Origin of the sequence: Curtobacterium citri, assembly GCF_030362955.1 — a bacterium.
Lineage (GTDB): Bacteria > Actinomycetota > Actinomycetes > Actinomycetales > Microbacteriaceae > Curtobacterium > Curtobacterium citri.
Genome location: NZ_JAUCML010000004.1, coordinates 106724 through 125769, shown reverse-complemented (window position 1 = coordinate 125769; position 19046 = coordinate 106724). Strand labels below are relative to the sequence as shown.

General features: G+C 72.7%; 17 protein-coding genes and 1 tRNA gene. 8 read left to right on the top strand and 10 right to left on the bottom strand.

The genetic code is table 11. From position 1 onward, the window contains the following. The first annotated feature begins 35 nt into the window (after positions 1-35). The 6 genes from QUG92_RS07750 to QUG92_RS07725 all read left to right on the top strand — a co-directional run bounded on the left by QUG92_RS07750 (position 36) and on the right by QUG92_RS07725 (position 5052). A complete protein-coding gene (locus tag QUG92_RS07750; protein ID WP_182047703.1) occupies positions 36-947 on the top strand; it encodes a DMT family protein in 912 nt (303 codons plus the stop codon). 91 nt (positions 948-1038) lie between these two features. Then, entirely contained in the window at positions 1039-2259 is a 1221-nt protein-coding gene (locus QUG92_RS07745) for a glycosyltransferase (protein ID WP_182047704.1), read from the top strand. A gap of 13 nt (positions 2260-2272) precedes the next feature. Beyond that, a tRNA-Ile gene (locus tag QUG92_RS07740) sits at positions 2273-2346 on the top strand. Between the two features lie 79 nt (positions 2347-2425). Next, the gene (locus QUG92_RS07735) at positions 2426-3496 is read left to right on the top strand and encodes an AI-2E family transporter (RefSeq protein ID WP_223246497.1); all 1071 of its coding nucleotides are present in this window, start codon (positions 2426-2428) and stop codon (positions 3494-3496) included. After that, on the top strand, positions 3493-4380 hold the full coding sequence (locus QUG92_RS07730; protein ID WP_289458580.1) for a DUF1684 domain-containing protein: 888 nt from the start codon (positions 3493-3495) through the stop codon (positions 4378-4380). Before QUG92_RS07735 ends, QUG92_RS07730 begins: the two co-directional genes overlap by 4 nt. A gap of 192 nt (positions 4381-4572) precedes the next feature. Beyond that, positions 4573-5052, top strand: coding sequence for a DUF3145 domain-containing protein (locus QUG92_RS07725; RefSeq protein WP_182047710.1), 480 nt, complete (start codon positions 4573-4575; stop codon positions 5050-5052). Between the two features lie 198 nt (positions 5053-5250). Here the strand turns inward: QUG92_RS07725 and QUG92_RS07720 are convergent, their stop codons facing one another. From QUG92_RS07720 to aceE, 6 genes are all read right to left on the bottom strand, one after another. Continuing rightward, complete coding sequence (locus QUG92_RS07720; RefSeq protein ID WP_069711090.1) at positions 5251-6495, bottom strand: beta-ketoacyl-[acyl-carrier-protein] synthase family protein; 1245 nt, start codon at positions 6493-6495, stop codon at positions 5251-5253. A gap of 152 nt (positions 6496-6647) precedes the next feature. Then, positions 6648-6896, bottom strand: a complete 249-nt coding sequence (locus QUG92_RS07715) for an acyl carrier protein (RefSeq protein WP_058729431.1) — start codon at positions 6894-6896, stop codon at positions 6648-6650. A gap of 84 nt (positions 6897-6980) precedes the next feature. Further along, on the bottom strand, positions 6981-8036 hold the full coding sequence (locus QUG92_RS07710; protein WP_411469371.1) for a beta-ketoacyl-ACP synthase III: 1056 nt from the start codon (positions 8034-8036) through the stop codon (positions 6981-6983). Further along, on the bottom strand, positions 8033-8986 hold the full coding sequence (locus QUG92_RS07705; RefSeq protein WP_289458575.1) for an ACP S-malonyltransferase: 954 nt from the start codon (positions 8984-8986) through the stop codon (positions 8033-8035). Before QUG92_RS07705 ends, QUG92_RS07710 begins: the two co-directional genes overlap by 4 nt. A 118-nt stretch (positions 8987-9104) precedes the next feature. Continuing rightward, positions 9105-10334 (bottom strand): PucR family transcriptional regulator, encoded by a 1230-nt coding sequence (locus tag QUG92_RS07700; protein ID WP_259346208.1) that lies wholly within the window; start codon positions 10332-10334, stop codon positions 9105-9107. Positions 10335-10341: 7 nt separating this feature from the next. After that, complete coding sequence (gene aceE / locus QUG92_RS07695) at positions 10342-13086, bottom strand: pyruvate dehydrogenase (acetyl-transferring), homodimeric type (RefSeq protein WP_182047252.1); 2745 nt, start codon at positions 13084-13086, stop codon at positions 10342-10344. 239 nt (positions 13087-13325) lie between these two features. Between aceE and QUG92_RS07690 the strand changes: the two genes are divergently transcribed. Beyond that, on the top strand, positions 13326-13814 hold the full coding sequence (locus QUG92_RS07690; RefSeq protein WP_069711086.1) for a peroxiredoxin: 489 nt from the start codon (positions 13326-13328) through the stop codon (positions 13812-13814). 77 nt (positions 13815-13891) lie between these two features. After that, positions 13892-14824, top strand: coding sequence for an alpha/beta fold hydrolase (locus QUG92_RS07685; RefSeq protein ID WP_289458570.1), 933 nt, complete (start codon positions 13892-13894; stop codon positions 14822-14824). A gap of 49 nt (positions 14825-14873) precedes the next feature. On the opposite strand, the gene QUG92_RS07680 is transcribed toward QUG92_RS07685, so the two are convergent. From QUG92_RS07680 to QUG92_RS07665, 4 genes are read right to left on the bottom strand one after another with little or no spacing between them, the layout of a single operon-like run. Continuing rightward, positions 14874-16454, bottom strand: a complete 1581-nt coding sequence (locus QUG92_RS07680) for an alpha/beta hydrolase (RefSeq protein ID WP_289458568.1) — start codon at positions 16452-16454, stop codon at positions 14874-14876. Then, entirely contained in the window at positions 16451-17413 is a 963-nt protein-coding gene (locus QUG92_RS07675; RefSeq protein WP_220456243.1) for an amino acid--[acyl-carrier-protein] ligase, read from the bottom strand. Before QUG92_RS07675 ends, QUG92_RS07680 begins: the two co-directional genes overlap by 4 nt. Then, positions 17410-18684, bottom strand: coding sequence for an acyl-CoA dehydrogenase family protein (locus QUG92_RS07670; RefSeq protein ID WP_289458565.1), 1275 nt, complete (start codon positions 18682-18684; stop codon positions 17410-17412). Before QUG92_RS07670 ends, QUG92_RS07675 begins: the two co-directional genes overlap by 4 nt. Next, entirely contained in the window at positions 18681-18968 is a 288-nt protein-coding gene (locus QUG92_RS07665; RefSeq protein ID WP_220456241.1) for an acyl carrier protein, read from the bottom strand. The genes QUG92_RS07670 and QUG92_RS07665 overlap by 4 nt, the downstream gene beginning before the upstream one ends. Positions 18969-19046 lie beyond the last annotated feature (78 nt).

Sequence of the window (19046 nt, the reverse complement as noted above, 5' to 3'; positions counted from 1 at the left end):
CCAGGTTATCCGGGCAGCACCGGTAGCCTCGTCGCGTGACGACGGACCTGCCGATCCCGGAAGCGGTCAACCTGACCCCGTTCCAGGCCCTGATGATCCCGGTCGCGCTCGTCGGCGCCGTCTTCCTCTCCCTCGGTGCGCAGTACCAGAGCCGCGGGGTGCAGCGGGTGGAGGCGCGGCTCGGTCGCCAGTCGAAGGGGCTCTCGGTCCGGCACGTCGTCGGGCTGCTGACGAGCGGCTGGTGGGTGCTCGGCACCCTCATGCTCGGTCTCGCGGTCGTCCTGCAGCTCATCAGCATCACCAACGCGCCGCTCATCGTCGTGCAGCCCCTCGGTGCGGTGGCCCTCGTCATCACCACGTGGTTCTCGTCGCGGTCGACGGGCGTCCCCCTCGGGCAGCAGGCTCGCCGCGCGGTGTGGACCTGCATCGTCGGTGTCGGCATCTTCGTCGCCATCGCCGCGGTCGTCGGCCGCGAGAGCGCGATCAGCCGCCAGCAGCTCGTCACGATCCTGGTGGTCCTGGCGGTGGTCCTCGTCGTCGTCCTGGTCTCCTTCCGCTTCGCGGCGAAGCGTGCCAGCGCGCTGTACTACATCGTCGGCGCCGGTGTGCTCTACGGCTTCGTCGCCACGCTCGCCAAGGTCGTGCTCAACCGTTTCCTCAGCGGGACCTTCGACTGGCTGACCGCGATCGCGGTCGTCGGGGTGATCGGTGCCGCGGCCCTCGGCGGGTACTTCGTGCAGAACGCGTACTCGAGCGGCTCCGCGGACCTGGTCATCGCCGGGCTGACGGTGATCGACCCGATCGTCGCGGTCGGCATCGGCGTGATCGTGCTCGGCGAGGCTGCGGGCGCGCCGTGGATCGCCGTCCTCGGGTTCCTCGTCGCCGCGGTGATCGCCATCACGGGCGTCTTCCTGCTCGCCAAGCACCACCCGCAGACCCGGAGCTGAGCGGCGGCGGGATCCGCCGCGGGGCGGACGCGGCCTGCCGGCACGGTGCGGTACCGTCGAGGACCGACCAGCAACCGCCCACGAGAGGACGATGCCAGCCGTGTCAGAGGACGCCACCACCGCCACCGCCCACGCGACGGGTGCGACCGGCGGAACCCGACCGCTCCGCGTCCTCATCGCGGCGGACACCTTCCCGCCGGACGTGAACGGCGCCGCGACCTTCGCCGAGCAGCTGGCCGTCGGTCTCGCCGAACGCGGGCACGAGGTGCACGTCGTCGCCCCGTCGCCGACCCCGAACCACGGCAGCTTCGACGAGGAGCACCGCGGCGTCACGCTCACCGTGCACCGGCTGAAGTCGCACAAGTGGCCGTGGCACGCCTGGTTCCGCTTCGTGTGGCCGTGGACGATCCGCCCCCGGACCGCACCGATCCTCGACGCGGTGCAGCCTGACGTCGTCCACATCCAGTCGCACCTCCTCGTCGGTCGCGGCATCGTGCAGGAGGCGCACGCCCGGGGCATCCGGATCATCGGCACGAACCACTTCATGCCGGAGAACCTGCTCGACTACATGCCCTTCGGGCCGCGCACGCTGCCCGTCGCCCTGAAGATCGCCTGGCGGGACGCCGCGAAGACCTACCGGCTCGCCGACGCGGTCACCGCGCCGACGGTGCTCGCGGCCGACTACCTCCGCGACGCGATCGCCGGGCAGCAGGTCCTCGCGATCTCGTGCGGCATCGACGCCACCCGGTACACCGCGCGGAACGGGCGTCCGGCGGGCAACGACATCGTCTTCGTCGGCCGGGTCGCCCCGGAGAAGAACCTCGACGTCCTGATCCGGGCGCTGCCGCTGCTGCCGGCCGAGCTGCACGCGACGGTGACGATCGTCGGCGGCGGCGAGATGATCCCGAAGCTGACCGCCCTGGTGCGCGAGCTCGGGCTGGAGGACCGCGTGCGGTTCGCCGGGTTCGTCTCCGACGAGGAGAAGCGTCGGGCCCTGACGAACGGCACCGTATTCGCGATGCCGTCGACGGCCGAGCTGCAGAGCATCTCGTCGCTCGAGGCGATGGCGTCCGGGCTCCCCGTCGTCGCCGCGGACTCGATGGCACTGCCGCACCTGATCGACGGCAACGGGTACCTGTTCCGTCCGGGCGACGTGCACGACCTCGCCGCGAAGCTGACGCAGGTGCTGACCGCTCCGGACGAGGAGTACGAGGCGATGCGCGCGCGCAGCCTGACGATGATCGAGGCGCACGACATCAACCGCACGCTCGCGACGTTCGAGGCGCTGTATCGTGGGGAGCCGGTGGCCTGAGGGTCGCCGGCGAGGGGCGGTAGCCAAGCTGGTCAAGGCACTCGGCTCATAACCGAACGATCGCGGGTTCAAGTCCCGCCCGCCCTACGTGCACCTGCCCAGGAAACGGAACGCCCCGGCCGCGCAAGGCCCGGCCCCGGACGACCACAGCCCGACACCGAACGTGGTGTTCGAGACGACGTCCGCGGGCACCGGCGTGCGCGTCAACGCCTTCCGGATCGGCTTCATGGGCGCCCTCGGCGTGCTCATCGCCCTGGTCGCGGGCTCGATCGTGCACCAGCTCAGCACGGTGCTGGTCTACATCGGCGTCGCACTCTTCCTGTCGCTCGGCATCGACCCGCTCGTCTCGTTCCTCGAGCGCTTCATCCCGCGGTGGTCGGCGATCACGATCGTCGTCGTCGGCGTCCTGGCGGCGTTCGCGGGCGTGGTGTTCGCGGTGGTGCCGATCCTCATCCAGCAGGCGACGAACCTGATCCAGAACTTCCCCGAGATCGTGCAGGACATCTCGCGGCAGGACTGGGTGCAGGACCTGTCGCGACAGTTCGCCGGGTCGTTCGACATCAACCACTCCCTGGAGTCGCTGCAGTCCTTCGTCGAGGACCCGGGCAACCTGCTCAGCCTCGGCGGCGGCATCCTGGCGGTGGGCAGCGGCATCCTGTCCGGCCTGACCGGCGCCGTCATCGTCATCATCCTGATGCTGTACTTCCTGGCGTCGATGCGCGGCCTGAAGTCGATGACCTACCGCTTCGTCCCGGCGTCGCGCCGGCAGAACTTCGTCGACGTCAGCGAGCAGATCACCCAGGCCGTGGGCCGCTACGTCGTCGGGCAGATCAGCCAGGCGCTCATCAACGGCATCCTCAGCCTGGTCTTCCTGCTCGTCATCGGCGCGCCGTTGCCGGTGCTGCTGGCGACCTTCGCGTTCCTCGGCTCGCTCATCCCGCTCGTCGGCACGGTGGCCGCAGCGGCCGTGATCTCGCTGCTCTGCCTGTTCGCCTCGCCGGCGACGGCCCTGGCCGCAGCGATCTACTACCTCGTGTACATGCAGGTCGAGGCGTACGTCATCTCCCCGCGCATCATGTCGCGCGCCGTGCAGGTGCCCGGAGCCCTCGTGGTGATCGCGGCCGTCGCGGGCGGGACGATCGGCGGCGTGCTCGGCGCCCTCGTCGCGGTGCCGGCAGCCGCCTCGGCGATCATCATCGTGCAGAAGGTCATCTACCCCCGACAGGAGCAGGCGTGACCGAGACCCTCGGCGAGCACGTCGCCGCCCGGGACGCCTGGGCCCGCAGCGCTCGCGGACCCCTCGCGCTCGTCAACGCGCAGGCGGTCGACCGACCGCAGCCGGTGTGGCCGGTCGCCGGGACGTGGGCCCCGGCGGTCGGTGGCCTCGCCGTGACGGCCGCGATCGGCGACGGCGTCGTCGTCGACGGGGACCCGGTGGACGGGACGGTCCTCGTCGCCGGTGACACCGCGGTGGTGCCGTCGACGGTCGTGTTCCGCGACGGCCTCGCCGGGACGGTGCACGGCACCACCCTCCGGGTCTGGGATCCCGCCTCCGACGCAGTCGCCCGCTTCGCCCGCATCGACCGCTTCGCGGCCCGGCCGGGCGGCTGGGTCACGCGCGGGCGGTACGAACCCTGGTCCGGCCGGGAGGCACCCGGTCACCTCACCGACGCCGCCGGCGACCCGCTGCCGGTCGCGGGTACGATCGAGACCACCATCGACGGGACGACGGTGCGCATGACGGCGGTCCGGTCTGCGCCGTTCCACGGCCGACGCCGGCTGCAGCTCATCGTGCAGGACACGACGAGCACGCTGCCCGAGGACGACGCCGGGAGCTCGTACTCGATGGGACGCTTCCTGTACCTCGACGACCCCGAGCAGCCCGATCGGTCTGCGCAGTACGACCGGTCCGCGCAGCCCGATCGGTCTGAGCAGCCCGATCGGCCCGGCGGTTCCGGTCCGTTCGACGTGACGCTCGACTGGGAGCGCCTGGTCCTGCCGCCCTGCGCCTTCTCGTACCAGTACGCCTGCCCCGTCCCGCCCGAGGAGAACCGCCTGCCGGTGGCACTCACCGCGGGGGAGCGGCACCCCGTCGACGCGTCCGGCGCCGTCCTGCACTGACCGGTCCCGCACTGAGCCGGATCCGCTCGTTGCCCGGGTGTGGCGCTCCCAGCCCGGACGCTGCATAATGGGCGTGTCCGCGAGGACATCACAATCAGATACCGAAGTTCCGTACCGGGACTCCGCACCACAGGTCGATGGGGAAGTCGCACCTGACGAAGCGGAGGAATCGTGAACGGAACGACGACAGGAGTGCTCTACGTGCACTCCTCACCACGCGCGCTCTGCCCGCACGTCGAATGGGCGGCCGGTCGCGCGATGAGCCGTGCCGTGAACTTCTCGTGGCTCGACCAGCCAGCGCTCGACGGTTCCCGTCGGACCGAGTTCACCTGGACGGGGCAGGTCGGCACCGGTGCGGCGATCGCCTCTGCCCTGCGCGGGTGGGAGCACCTCCGGTACGAGGTGACCGAGGAACCCACCGAGGGATCCGACGGTGGTCGCTGGATGCACACGCCGGACCTCGGCGTGTTCTTCGCGCAGACGGACGTGTCCGGCAACATGGTCGTGCCCGAGGACCGGGTCCGCTACGCGATGGAGGTCGCGGGCAGCAACGCCCTCGAGCTGCACCGTGAGCTCCGGCTCGCGCTCGGCCAGGCGTGGGACGACGAGCTCGAGCCGTTCCGCCACGCGGCCGAGGGCAACCCCGTCGTCTGGCTCCACCGCGTCGGCTGACGCGCCGTCTGCCGACCACGGGCCGGCCGCGAGACTCGGTCTGCGCGACACTCCTCGGGCGCAGCAGCACGAGCGGTGTCGCACACGGCGAGACTCGGGCGTCCCCTCCAGCGCCCGAGCCGGCCACGCGACGACCGAGGCCCGCCCTGCGGACGCAGGACGGGCCTCCCGGCCGTCGCGGACGGACCGCTGACGTGCTCAGGCCGTGCGGAACGCCACCACGGCGTTGTGGCCGCCGAAGCCGAACGAGTTGCTCACGGCGAGCAGGTCGCCCGCGGGCAGTTCGCGCGGCGCGGTCGCGACGTCCATGACGATCTCCGGGTCCTGCTGGGTGAGGTTGATCGTCGGCGGGGCGACGCGCTCGTGCAGGGCGAGGACGGTGAACACGGCCTCGATCGCGCCGGCGCCACCGAGCAGGTGCCCGGTCGACGCCTTCGTGGCGGACACGACGATGTCGTCGAGGTGGTCGCCGAAGACCCGGCGCATCGCGTGGTACTCCGCGACGTCACCGACCGGGGTCGACGTGGCGTGCGCGTTGACGTGGATGACGTCCTCGCGGGCGGCACCGGCGTGCTCGAGGGCCGTGATGACCGCACGGGCGGCGGCGCTGCCCTCCGGGTCCGGCGCGGTGATGTGGAACGCGTCCGAGGTGATGCCGGACCCGGCGACCTCGGCGTAGATCTTCGCGCCGCGCGCCTCGGCGTGCTCCTTCGACTCGAGGATGAGCGCCGCGGCGCCGTCGCCGAGGACGAAGCCGTCACGCGTCACGTCGTACGGACGCGAGGCGGTCTCGGGGGAGTCGTTGCGACGCGAGAGCGCCTGCATGGACGCGAACGCGGCGAGGGGCAGCGGGTGCAGCGCGGCCTCCGCGCCACCGGCGATGACGATGTCCGCCTCGCCGTTCGCGACGTGGCGGTAGGCCTCGGCCAGCGACTCGGTGGACGAGGCGCAGGCGGAGAGGTACGTGCGGGCACCGCCACGGGCGCCGAACTCCATCTCGATGGCGGCGGCGGGGCCGTTCGCCATGAGCATCGGGACCGTCATCGGCAGGACGCGGCGCGGGCCCTTCTCGCGGAGGGTGTCCCAGGCGTCGAGCAGCGTGTTGACGCCGCCGATGCCGGTCGCCCAGTCGACGATGAGGCGCTCGGGGACGACGGTCTCGGGGTCGATGCCCGCGTCGGCCCACGCCTCACGCGCGGCGACGAGCGAGAGCTGCGACGAGGGGTCGAGACGCTTCGACTCGGGGCGCGTCAGCTGGTCGGTGAGGAAGCGGCGCGCCTGGCCGGCGAACTCGACGGGGATCTCGAGGTCGGCGTAGCGCTCGTCCTCGATGCGGGTGATGCCGGACTTCCCGGCGAGCAGCGCCTCCCACGTCTCCGGGGCGGTCGCGGCGAGGGGTGTGATCGCACCGATCCCGGTGACGACGACGGTCTTGTTGGTCATGGAACGACGTGTTCTTTCGTGTGGACTGGCCGGGCGCCGGTGGACGCCCGTCCGTTCGGTCGAGCGCGGGTCAGCGCGCGACCGCTGGGGTGAACGAGACGAGCGCCGCGGACCGCGGGGTGTCCGCGGCCGCGGCGCTCAGGAAGCTCGCGTCAGGCCTGGGCCTTGGTGATGTAGTCGACGGCGTCGCCCACGGTCTTGAGGTTCTTGACCTCTTCGTCCGGGATCTTCACGTCGAACTTCTCCTCGGCGTTCACGACGATGGTCATCATCGAGATGGAGTCGATGTCGAGGTCGTCGGTGAACGACTTGTCGGCGGCGACGGTGTCGGTCGCGATGCCGGTCTCGTCGTTGATCAGCTCGGCCAGGCCGGCGAGGACTTCTTCGTTGGACAGGGCCATGGGTGTTCTCCTTGAGGGGGGTGTCGTTTGACCGTGGACCAGCCTAGGGCACGGGCACCGCCCGCGCCCGGAAGGCGCGGGGGACTAGGGGAGGACGACGACCTGCGCGCCGAACACGAGACCGGCGCCGAAGCCGATCTGCAGCGCGAGGCCGCCGGACAGCTCCGGGTGCTCCTCGAGCAGCCGGTGCGTGGCGAGCGGGATGCTCGCGGCGGACGTGTTGCCCGTCGTGGTGATGTCGCGGGCGATCGTCACCGTGTCGGGGAGACCGAGCTGCTTGGCGAACTCGTCGATGATGCGGATGTTCGCCTGGTGCGGCACGAAGGCGGCGAGGTCCTCCGGACGGATGCCCGCGGTCTCCAGCGCCTCCCGGGCGACCTTCACCATCTCCCACACCGCCCAGCGGAAGACCGTCTGCCCGGCCTGACGCATGGTGGGGCGCGGGGCGCCGGCCGCCCACTCGTTGTAGGTCGCGGTCATGCCGATCGCGTCCCACTTCGAGCCGTCCGAGCCCCAGATCGTCGGGGCGATGCCCGGGAAGTCGCTCGGGCCGACCACCGCGGCACCCGCACCGTCGCCGAGCAGGAACGAGATCGACCGGTCGGTCGGGTCGACGACGTCGCTCAGCTTCTCGGCGCCGACGACCAGCACGTGGTCGGCGAGCCCGGACTTGATGAACGAGTCGGCCTGGGCGATGCCGTAGGCGTAGCCGGCGCACGCGGCGCTGACGTCGTACGCGGCGGCAGGCGTCGCGCCGATCCGCTCGGCCAGGAGCGAGGCCATCGACGGGGTCGCGACGGTGTGGGTCACGGTGCTGACGAGGACGACGCCGATCTGGTCGGGCGTGATGCCGGCCTTCTCGATCGCCTCGCGCGCGGCGGCCTCGGCGAGGTCGACGGCCTCGACGTCGGCGCCGGCGCGCTTGCGCGTGACGATGCCGGTCCGCTGCCGGATCCACTCGTCGGACGAGTCGATCGGCCCGACGAGGTCGTCGTTCGGCACGACGTTCTCGCCGCGGGCGGCGCCGAACGCCAGGATGCGGGTGAACTCGTGGCCGCGACGCTGCTGGAGCATCGGCCGGGAGGCGCGGCTCGTCGCCGCCCCGTCGGCTGCGGTGGTCGGGGTGGTGCTGTCGGTCATGCGGGTGCGTCTGCTTCCTGGCCTGCGGTCTCGCCGTCGCGCTGCAGCAGCTCGATCGCTGCGGGCAGGTCGTCGGGGGTCTTGATGGCGACGGAGGGCGTCCCGCGCAGGCCGCGCTTGGCGAGGCCGACGAGGGCGCCGGCCGGCGCGAGCTCGATGATGCCGGTGACGCCGGCGGCCGCGAACGACTCCATCACGGCGTCCCAGTGCACGGGGTTGGCGATCTGACGGACCATGAGGTCGACGAAGCGGCGGCCGTCCTCCACGCGGGAGCCGTCGGCGTTGGTCCAGATCGGCAGCGTGGGGTCCTGCACAGTGGCGGCGGCGGCGACGGGGGCGACCCGGTCGACCGCGGGCGCCATGAAGCGCGTGTGGAAGGCGCCGGCGACCGCGAGCGGGATCACCCGCGCCTTCGCGGGCGGCTCGGCGGCGAGGGCGGCGATGCCGTCGGCGGGGCCGGCGACGACGGTCTGCCCGCCGCCGTTGTGGTTCGCCGGCACGAGGCCGTGCTGCGCGAGGGCCTCGGCGACCGCGTCGGGGTCCCCACCGAGGACGGCGGCCATCGAGGTCGGCTCGAGCGCCGCGGCGTCGGCCATCGCGCGGCCGCGGGCGGCGACGAGCGACACGGCGTCGGTGGGCTCGAGGACGCCGGCGACGCCAGCGGCCGTGAACTCGCCGACCGAGTGGCCGGCGACACCGCCGACGAGGGCGCGGCGACCGTCGGCGAGCAGGGCGTCCGCGGTCACGAGGCCGGCGGCGACGATGAGCGGCTGCGCGAGCGCCGTGTCCTTGATGGTGTCGGCGTCCGACTCGGTGCCGTGGTGCGCGAGGTCGACGCCGATCGCCTCGGACCACGCTCCGACGCGGTCACGGACGGCGGAGTCCTCGAGCCAGGGGGCGAGGAAGCCGGGGGTCTGGGAGCCCTGTCCGGGCGCGACGACGACGATCACCGGTCAATCCTTCCCGTCGACACGCTCCGCACCCGTGTGGACATCCCACACAGATGCGGCGGAGTCGTTGTGCGATCCCCACCGGCGCGGATCGGCGGGGGCGGCGCGGACGGCGCGATCAGCGGCGGTTGGGCAGGCGCCGGCGTCCGGCGCTCGACTCCGACATCGCGCCGAGGATGAGCGCCGACTGCACGATCAGGGCGTCCCGTGCGTGCGTGGCGTCCCACCCGATCACGTCGGCGACCCGGCGCAGGCGGTAGCGGACCGTGTTCGGGTGCACGAAGAGCTCCCGCGCGGTCGCCTCGAGGGACCGCCCGGTGTCGAGGTAGCACCAGAGCGTCTGGAGGAGCTCCGTCGACTGGTCCTTGAGCGGCACGTAGATGCGCTGCACGAGGGCCGACCGGGCGAGCGGGTCACCGGCCAGTGCGCGTTCCGGCAGCAGGTCGTCGGCCAGCGCCGGACGGGGGGCACCGCGCCAGGCCCGCGCCACGGCGAACCCGGCGAGGGCGCCCTTCGCGCTGGTGGAGGCGTCGACGACCCCGGGGACCTCGTTGCCGAGCACCAGGTGGCCCTCGCCGAAGGACGGTTCGAGGGCCTGCGCGATCGCGGTGAACGAGACGGGTTCCTCGCCCTCGGGCACGTCGTCACGCGGCGTCGCGCGCCCGATGACGACCACGAGGCGGGAGCCCTGCACGCCGACGAGCACGTCGGCGTCCATGTGCCGTGCGGTCCGTCGGATCTGGTCGACCTCGAGCTGCCGCGGGGCGTTCCCCACGAGCACCGCGACCTCGCCGTGGCCGTGCCAGCCGAGCGCGGCGATGCGGGAGGGCAACTCGTCGTCGTACTCGCCCGACAGGATCGAGTCGACCACGAGCGCCTCGAGCCGCGCGTCCCACAGCCCGCGTGCCTCGGCGGCGCGGGCGTAGACGTCGGCCGCGGCGAAGGCGATGTCCCGCGAGTACTTGAGGATCGCCTCCTGCAGCATCTCGTCGTCCTTGGCGCGTTCCTCCACCACGGTCACGACGACCCGGATGAGCTGCAGCGTCTGCTGCAGGCTCACCGAGCGCAGGAGCTCGCGGGGTGCCGAGCCGAAGACGTCGGCGGCCGCGATCCACGGGGTGGAGGCGCTGCCCTCGAGCCACGAGATGAACGAGGTGATGCCCGCCTGGGCGACGAGCCCGACGGCGGAGCGACGCCCCGGCGGCATCTCGCTGTACCAGGGCAGGGTGTCCTCGAGCCGCTTGATGGTGGCGGTCGAGAGTTCGCCCGACACCTGCCGGAGCCAGGAGAGCGCGCGTTCGCGGTCGTTCTCCCGGCCCACGGCAGGGTCGGTGCGGGGTGTGGTCACGCGCAGATCAGCTCTCGCCGCCCGCGCTGCCGGTGGTGCCGGCGTTGACGTCGTGCAGGCGGTACTTGTCGATCGCCTGCTGGACGACGGCGTGGTCGACCTTGCCCTGCTTCGCGAGCTGCTGCAGCGTCCGCACGACGACCGAGGGGCCGTCGATGTGGAAGAAGCGGCGGGCCGCCGGGCGGGTGTCCGAGAAGCCGAAGCCGTCGGCGCCGAGCGTTGCGTAGTCGGTCGGCACGAACGGGCGGATCTGCTCCTGCACGGCGTGCATGAAGTCGCTCACCGCCACGACCGGGCCCTCGGTCCCGAGCAGGCGCTCGGTGACGTACGGGGTGCGCGGCTGCTCGTTGGGCTCGAGGAACGCCTGCTGCTCCGCGTCGAGACCGTCGCGGTACAGCTCACCCCAGCTCGTGACGCTCCAGACGTCGGCGGACACGCCCCAGTCCTCGGCGAGGAGCTGCTGCGCCTCGAGGATCCACGGCACCGCGACACCGGACGCGAGCAGCTGGGCCTTCGGGCCGTCGTGTTCGCTCGGCTGGAGCAGGTACATGCCCTTGACGATGCCCTCGACGTCGACGCCCTCGGGCTCGGCCGGCTGCACGAGCGGCTCGTTGTAGACCGTGAGGTAGTACATGACGTTCGGGTCGCTGTGCGCCGGCGAGCCGTCCTCGTTCGTGCCGTACATGCGGTCGAGGCCGGACTTGACGATGTGCCCGATCTCGTAGCCGTAGGCCGGGTCGTACGCCACGACCGCCGGGTTCGTCGCCGCGAGGAGCGGCGAGTGGCCGTCGGCGTGCTGCAGGCCCTCGCCGGTCAGCGTGGTGCGGCCGGCCGTGGCGCCGATCATGAAGCCACGAGCCATCTGGTCGCCCGCCGCCCAGATGGCGTCGCCGGTGCGCTGGAAGCCGAACATCGAGTAGAAGACGTAGACCGGGATGAGCGGCTCGCCCTGCGTCGAGTACGAGGTGCCGATGGCGGTGAACGCCGCGAGGGCGCCCGCCTCGTTGATGCCGACGTGGACGATCTGGCCCTGCGGGCTCTCCTTGTACGCCAGGAGGAGCTCGCGGTCGACCGACGTGTAGTGCTGGCCGTTCGGGTTGTAGATCTTCGCGGTCGGGAAGTACGCGTCCATGCCGAACGTGCGCGCCTCGTCCGGGATGATCGGCACCACGCGGTCGCCGAAGTCCGGCGAGCGGAGCAGGTCCTTCAGCAGGCGGGCGAACGCCATCGTCGTGGCGACCTCCTGCTTGCCGGAGCCCTTCTTGACGACCTGGTACTTGGACTCGTCCGGCAGCGTGAACTGCGTGTACTTCGTCCGGCGTTCCGGCACGTACCCGCCGAGCGCGCGGCGGCGCTCGTGCATGTACTGGATCGCCTCGTCGTCGTTGCCCGGGTGGTAGTACGGCGGCGTGTAGGGGTTCTCGTCGAGCTGGGCGTCGGAGACCGGGATGCGCATCTCGTCGCGGAACTGCTTGAGGTTGTCGAGCGTGAGCTTCTTCATCTGGTGGGTCGCGTTGCGGCCCTCGAAGCTCGGACCGAGGCCGTAGCCCTTGACCGTCTTCGCGAGGATGACGGTCGGCTGGCCCTTGTGCTCGGTCGCGGCCTTGAACGCCGCGTAGACCTTGCGGTAGTCGTGGCCACCGCGCTTGAGGTTCCAGATCTGGTCGTCCGAGTAGCCCTCGACGAGCTGGAGCGCCTTCGGATCGCGCCCGAAGAAGTTCTCGCGGACGTAGGCGCCGTTCTCGGCCTTGTACGTCTGGTAGTCGCCGTCCGGCGTGGCGTTCATCAGGTTGAGGAGCGCGCCGTCGGTGTCGCGGGCGAGCAGGTCGTCCCACTCGCGGCCCCAGACGACCTTGATGACGTTCCAGCCCGCGCCGCGGAAGAACGCCTCGAGCTCCTGGATGATCTTGCCGTTGCCGCGGACCGGGCCGTCGAGGCGCTGGAGGTTGCAGTTGATGACGAAGTTCAGGTTGTCGAGCCCGTCGTTCGCCGCGACCTGCAGCTGCCCGCGCGACTCGACCTCGTCCATCTCGCCGTCGCCGAGGAACGCCCAGACCTGCTGGTCGCCGGCGTCCTTGATCCCGCGGTTCGTCAGGTACTTGGCCTGCTGCGCCTGGTAGATCGCGTTGATCGGGCCGATGCCCATCGACACGGTCGGGAACTGCCAGAAGTGCGGCATCAGGCGCGGGTGCGGGTACGACGACAGCCCGCCGCCGGCATGCGACTGCTCCTGGCGGAAGCCGTCGAGCTGGTCCTCGCTGAGGCGTCCCTCCATGTAGGCGCGGGCGTACATGCCGGGGGAGGCGTGGCCCTGGAAGAACACCTGGTCGCCACCGGACGGGTGGTCCTGCGCGCGGAAGAAGTGGTTGTAGCCGACCTCGTACATCGCGGCGCTCGACGCGTAGGTCGAGATGTGGCCGCCGACCGAGACACCGGGGCGCTGGGCGCGGTGCACCGTGATCGCGGCGTTCCAGCGGATCCACCGGCGGTAGCGGCGCTCGAGTTCCTCGTCACCGGGGAACTCCGGCTCGTCCTCGGGCGCGATCGTGTTGACGTAGTCGGTCGTCGGGACCATCGGCACGCCGAGGTGCAGCTCGTTCGAGCGCTTCAGCAGGCTCTGCATGATCTCGCGCGCCCGCTGGTGGCCGTGCGTCGCGACGAGTCCGTCGAGCGACTCACGCCACTCTGCGGTCTCCTCCGGGTCCTGGTCGGTCCCTGCGGTGCTGCGCGGGTCCTGGTCGTTCACCGTCACCCTTGACCTCGTTCGTTCTCGTGGTGGTGGACATGGGGGCCACCGGTGGTCGGGTCACGACCGGTTGGGGCCCACACCACCTTAGGCCCCACGACCGACCCGCTGGCTGATGGTGCCGTGCGCCGGTGGTACTTGCGTTCGGGTGGCAGCGGCGTACGATGGCCGATCGTGCACGCGTGACCCGCGGGTGTGCACGTGACACGGGCACCTCCCACGCCCGAGGAAGAAGCAACGCACCGATGGCACTGGAGATCGGCTCCCTCGCGCCGGACTTCGAACTCCCGAACCAGTTCGGTGAGCACGTCCGCCTCAGCGACTTCCGCGGCGTCCGCCCGGTCGCCCTCGTCTTCTTCCCGCTCGCGTTCTCGTCGGGGTGCACGAACGAGCTCTGCACCCTGCAGGACAACATCGCGATGTTCCAGGACCAGCGCGTGGAGCTCATCGGCATCTCGGTCGACTCCAAGGCGACGCTGCGGTCCTTCGCCGACACCCACGGGTACGACTTCGAGCTGCTCGCCGACTTCTGGCCGCACGGCGCGGTGTCGAAGGAGTACGGCGTGTTCCTCGACAAGAAGGGCTTCGCCACCCGCGCGACCTTCGTGATCGACGTGCAGGGCCGCATCAAGGCCTCGATCATCACCGAGCCCGGCCTGCAGCGCGACGTGGCCGAGTACCGCGAGGCGCTCGACCGCCTCGCGGCGTGCACCGCGCCCGTCCCGGTCGGCTGACGGGCCCCTCCACGCCGCCGCCGGCTCCGAAGGAGCGGTGGGCGCAGCCGCGCCCGCGAGCACGGACGGGAGGCCCGGTGGACGGTACCGACACCGCACCCGTCCGGCAGACCGTCGCCACCCGTGCGTACGCACCCTGGCCGGTGACGGACGATGCCGGCAGGTGGTCGCTGACCGTGACCACGGTCGCGACGGCCGTCGGCCGGGTCGTCGTGCACCACCGCGCCGGGCCGGACCCCGTCCTCCTGCTGCACGGCGTCGCCGGCTCGTGGACCACGTGGACGCCGTTCCTCGCCGCCACCGACGGCCTCGGCGCCCGCGGGCTCGTGCTCGTCGACCTGCCGGGCTGGGGCTCGTCCCCGGCGCCCGGCACGCCGTTCACCGTCGACGACGGCGCACGTGTGCTGGTCGCCGTGCTCGACGCGCTCGGGCTCCCGAGCGTCGACGTCGTCGGCCACTCGATGGGTGCCTTCGTCGGCCTGCACCTGGCCGTCGTCGCCCCGCGGCGCGTCCGGTCCCTGGGGCTCGTCTCGGGCACCACCACCGCGACCGCCCGTGCGTCGCGGCACCCGTGGCGCGCGCTCCGGACGCTCCCGGCGTTCACGCTGCTGCGCGCCGGGCTGCTCGTGACCGGCAGCGCGGCACACGGCCTGCTCCGGGGCATCGCACGCACCGGCCTGCTGCCGCTCGTGGCGGCGCCGGTGTTCGCGCACGTGCGGCGACTCGACCGGAGCGTGCTCGCCGCCTTCGTCGACGAGTTCCGCCCCGCGCTGTTCACCGCCGCCGCCCGGGCCGCCGCCGGCTACGACGTCGACCGCTGGCGGAGCGTCCGGTGTCCCGTCGCGGCCGTCCTGGGGCGCGACGACGTGTTCGCCCGGACGTCCGACCTCGACGACCTGCGACGGCTGCTGCCCGGCGTGCGCAGCGCGGTGCTCGACGACTGCGGGCACTTCGCCCACGTCGAGCGACCCGTGGCCGTCGCCGCGTTCCTCACGGCGACGGCCGACTGAGCGCCGGCGACGCTGCGCCTGGAGCCAACGCCCAGGGCACCCGCGACGCTCAGCCCACCGGCACCCGTGTGGGGAAGGTCGCGGCCACCCGCGAGCGCACCTCGGACACGACGGCACGGCGCATCGCGGGGGAGAACAGCGCGTGGTCACCGTCCGGCACCTCGACGACGGAGACCCGCACGCCCCAGCGTCGGACGGCGCGGCGACCGCCGTAGCGCTCGAACCGCTCGATGTCCTCGGGGGCGGCGACGACGACCACGTCGGTGCCGTGCTCGACGATCGGGGCCAGGTGTCCGACGACACCGCCGAGCGAGCCCCGACGGGCGATCGCATCACGGACCCGGGCGGGCACGAGACGGTTGTACGGACCGCGGAGCGCCCGGCGCAGCGGGGAGGCGTCCGCCACCGCCTGCGCGGACTCCGCGTACGAGCCGGGCGCGGCGGGCGTGCGGCGGTAGTCGTTCGGGCTGATCTCCACGACGAGCCGCGGGTTGTCGTCGACCGCACGTCCGGCGATCCACGCCCCGGCGCACATGCCGACGATCGCGAGCCGTTCGGACGGGATCCGCAGCTCGGCGACGACCGTGTGCTGGTCGTCGACCCACTCCTGCGCGAACAGGAAGGTGTCCTCGTCCGCCCGGACCGCTGAGCTCTCGCCCGTGCCCCGACGGTCGACGCGCACCACGCGGGCACCGTCGCGGGCCAGGGTGCGCGCGAGGGCGACCTGGTAGTCCACGGCGCCGGTGCGGTGCTCGGCGGCACCGTTGTGCAGCAGCACCACGGGCGCGTCCTCGTCCTGCGCCGACGAGACGGTCTCGATGGCGAAGAGCCCGTTCGGGCCGATGCGGACCATCCGCTCGGAGACGCGCTCGTCGACGTCGAGGACCTCGACGAGCGCCGGCGGCACCGTCGGGGCGGCGGACACGGGCGCCCACTCGTCCAGGCGGGCGGCGATCCGGTCGACCGCGGCCTCCGGGATCCGGGCGTCGATGCTCGTGCCGTCGAGGAGCTCGGCGGTCCCGGGCACCTCGAGCACCTCGGCGGCGCCGAGCGCCCGCGGGGCCGCGGCACCGGGTCGGACGACGGCGACCGTGGGACCCGACCGCGGCGCGAATCCGAGCGCGCCGAGGACGGCGAGCTCGGCCGGTGGGAGGTCGATGCCGACCAGGGACTCGACGCCGTCGACCACGCGGTCCGCGCCGATGGTGATCGCGGCGAGCGCCCGCTGGCCGCGCAGCCACGCGCGGCCCGACGCCGGGGCGTCCCAGACGACGAGGGCGTCCTCGTCGTCGGCCGCCGCCGCGGCGACGAGCGCGGCCGACGCGAGCCCGACGAACGCCACGCGGTCGACGCCGGAGCGACGCAGGAGCGCCGCGGCGTGCCGTGCCGACCGGACCTGCGCGTCGGGCGCGTCGTCGTCGGCGGCGTCCCCACGTCCGGACGGGTCGTAGCGCACCGAGGCCACGCCACGGGCCTCCAGGCGGTCCGCCAGCAGGCGCAGCGTGCGGTAGGCGATCACGCCCTCCTGCCCGAGCGGCGGGCAGAGCACGACGCCGGCGCGCGCCGACCGCGGGAGCTGGACGGCGACGCGCAGCGCCGGTGCGCCGGACCAGCCGTGGTGGGTGCTCACAGCGCCAGCGCCGCACGGACGTCGGACGTCCAGCGGTCGGGGTCGGTGCCGTGCGCCGCGAAGAGTGCGATCGTGATCCGCTCGAGGCCGAAGGCGATGCAGGCGCTGTGGGCGACCGCGCCGTCCGCGGTGCGCAGTCCGAAGGAGGTGCCGAAGTGGTCCTCGTGCAGGTTCGCCGACGAGATCGCCGTCGCGTCGTGGTCCGGGCCGTACACGGGGGTGACGAACTCGAACTTGAGCGCCTGCTCGACCTGGTTGCGCGCGAGCATCTGGCCGACGCGACCGAAGAAGGGGTCGTTCGCGGGCACGACCTCGATCGCGAGCCCGAACGACTCGAGCAGGGCGCGCATGCCCGGGATCCGGCCGTCGCGGTGCGTCTTCGCCGACGCCGGGGTGCCGATGTGCACGAACTCGTGCATGTGGAACGCCTGCAGCCGCATCGGGTCGAGGGAGGGCTCGCGGCGGAAGGAGTCGCCGACGATGTCGAAGGTGCGACCCCCCTCGGGGACGGTGTCGCCGACCAGGCCGTACACGGGGTGGCAGACCGCCGGCGTGAGCATGAGGTCGGCGGGCTGCAGGAAGGTCTCCCAGCGCTCGCCGCGCTCCCGGGCCGCGAGCAGGGCGCGGTGGGTGCGGTCGTCACCGGTGAACCCGGAGATCGACGCGGCGAGGTCCGGGAAGGACGCGATGTAGTCGGTCCGCTCGAACGCGGCCAGGGGCTCGACGGGCGGGAAGCGCAGGACCTCGGCGTCGAGGTCGGCCTGGCTCCGGACGGCCGCGGCGTCGACCGCCGCGTACACGCGCTCGAAGACGCCGGTGCGGCCGTAGAGGCCGGGGGACCCGAGGTCGATGAGCACGCCGTCGGCGAGCAGGCGACCGCGGAGGTCGGCGCGCGCGGCGGCGAGGGCGGCGGCGCTGTCGCCCTCGGTGGTCGTGGTGGTGGGGTCGGTGATGGTCACAGGATCGCTCCGCTCGTGAGGGCCAGTACTGCGTCGTTCTGGAGGAGACGGTCGTTGCTCACCATGACGGCGGCACCGTGGGCGTCCCGGAGGTGACGGGCGACGCTCGCCGGGCCGCTGGCCGCGAAGCCCGCGATCCCGATGATCCGCATCGCCGTGGTCACGATGTCGACGACCTGCTCGGACGCGTTGATCTTCAGCGCGTTCGCCGCCAGGGCGTACGACGTGGACTCGAGCACCGACGGGTCGTCCGCGACCGCGTCGAACCGCTCGGCGGCGTGCCGGACGGCATCGCCGAACGTCTGCAGCTCGACGAGGAGCTCGGCGAGCCGGAGTGCGCCGGGCGGGGTCGTCCCCACCGCGGCGCGTGCCTGCCGGCGCACCGTCCTGCGCGCGCGGTCGGCGGCGTCGGCGGCGATGCCGAGCCACACCGACGCCCACAGCACGTGCGAGACCGGCAGGACGGTCTGCGCCGAGATGGTGGCGTAGTCGTCGCGGAGCACACGGTCCTCGTGGGTGTCGGCCTCGAGCACCCAGCCGTTGCTGCACGTGCCGCGGAGCCCGAGCGTGTCCCACGTGGACGTCTGCGTCAGCGTGGTCTCGGCGGGCAGGCAGATCACGAGCCGCTGGTCGGAGGGGGCCGCGTCGGGGTCGCGCCGGGCGGTGACGAACACGGCGTCCGCCTCGGTCGCGTACGAGATCACCGGCGCGTCCTTGCGCAGGTGGATCCGACCCGAGGACGACACCTCGACCGCGCAGGTGCTGCGGCGGGCGTCGCCGCCGATGCCCTTCTCCGTGGTGGAGGACGCCACGAGGGCACCGCCGCGGACGGCCTCGGTCATCTCGGAGACACCGAGCCCGACCCCGCCGTGCCGCCAGAGCGCCATGGCCTGGCCGTGGTGCATCGCGAACACCATGCCGGTGGCGGCGCAGGCGCGACCGAGGGTGGTGGCGATCGCGGAGAGCTCGGCGAGCGAGGCACCGGCACCGCCGAGGGCCACCGGCACCGCTGCGGCGAGGAGGCCGTGCTCCCGCATCGCGGCGATGGCCTCGCGCGGGGGACGAGCGTCGCGGTCGACCTCCTCGGCGAACCGGGCGGCGACCTCGGCGACCAGGGCGGCGGGCGCGGCGAAGCGGTCGGCGCTCGCCGTGGTGTCGGCGACGGTGGCGGGGCCGTGTCCGGATCCGGTCGCGTGTGCGGCTCCGGCTCCGGCTCCGGCTCGGGGGAGGGGTCGGGCGTCCGCCTCGTCGGTGGTGACCGGGGCGGTCACGCGGCGGCCTCGGCGGCAGCCGTGATGGACTCGATCGTGGCGAAGGTCGAGCGGTGCAGCGCGGACTCGGGGAACTCGACGTCGAGCTCGTCCTCGACCGCGAGCATCACGGTGACGGACGCGTGCGAGGTCAGGCCGAGGGCGTAGAGGTCGGCGATGGCTGCCACGGTGGACGCGTCGACGCTGAGGCGTCCGTGGGCGGCGAGGGCACGGCGGACCGCCTGCTCGGCGATCGGGGCGGCGAGTGCGACGGCGGTCGCTGCGGAGGTCGGTTCGTGGTGCATGTGGGCAACCATAAGGAGCGCGGCGGCCCGGAAAACCGCCGTGCGGGTGCGCGAACCCGCACGCGGGCCGCAAGAACC

Coding starts and splice junctions, on each gene's coding strand:
- QUG92_RS07665 (WP_220456241.1), bottom strand. CDS start 18,968: ATGCACCACGAACCGACCTCCGCAGCGACCGCCGTCGCACTCGCCGCC.
- QUG92_RS07690 (WP_069711086.1), top strand. CDS start 13,326: ATGGCACTGGAGATCGGCTCCCTCGCGCCGGACTTCGAACTCCCGAAC.
- QUG92_RS07715 (WP_058729431.1), bottom strand. CDS start 6,896: ATGGCCCTGTCCAACGAAGAAGTCCTCGCCGGCCTGGCCGAGCTGATC.
- QUG92_RS07710 (WP_411469371.1), bottom strand. CDS start 8,036: ATGACCGACAGCACCACCCCGACCACCGCAGCCGACGGGGCGGCGACG.
- QUG92_RS07745 (WP_182047704.1), top strand. CDS start 1,039: ATGCCAGCCGTGTCAGAGGACGCCACCACCGCCACCGCCCACGCGACG.
- QUG92_RS07720 (WP_069711090.1), bottom strand. CDS start 6,495: ATGACCAACAAGACCGTCGTCGTCACCGGGATCGGTGCGATCACACCC.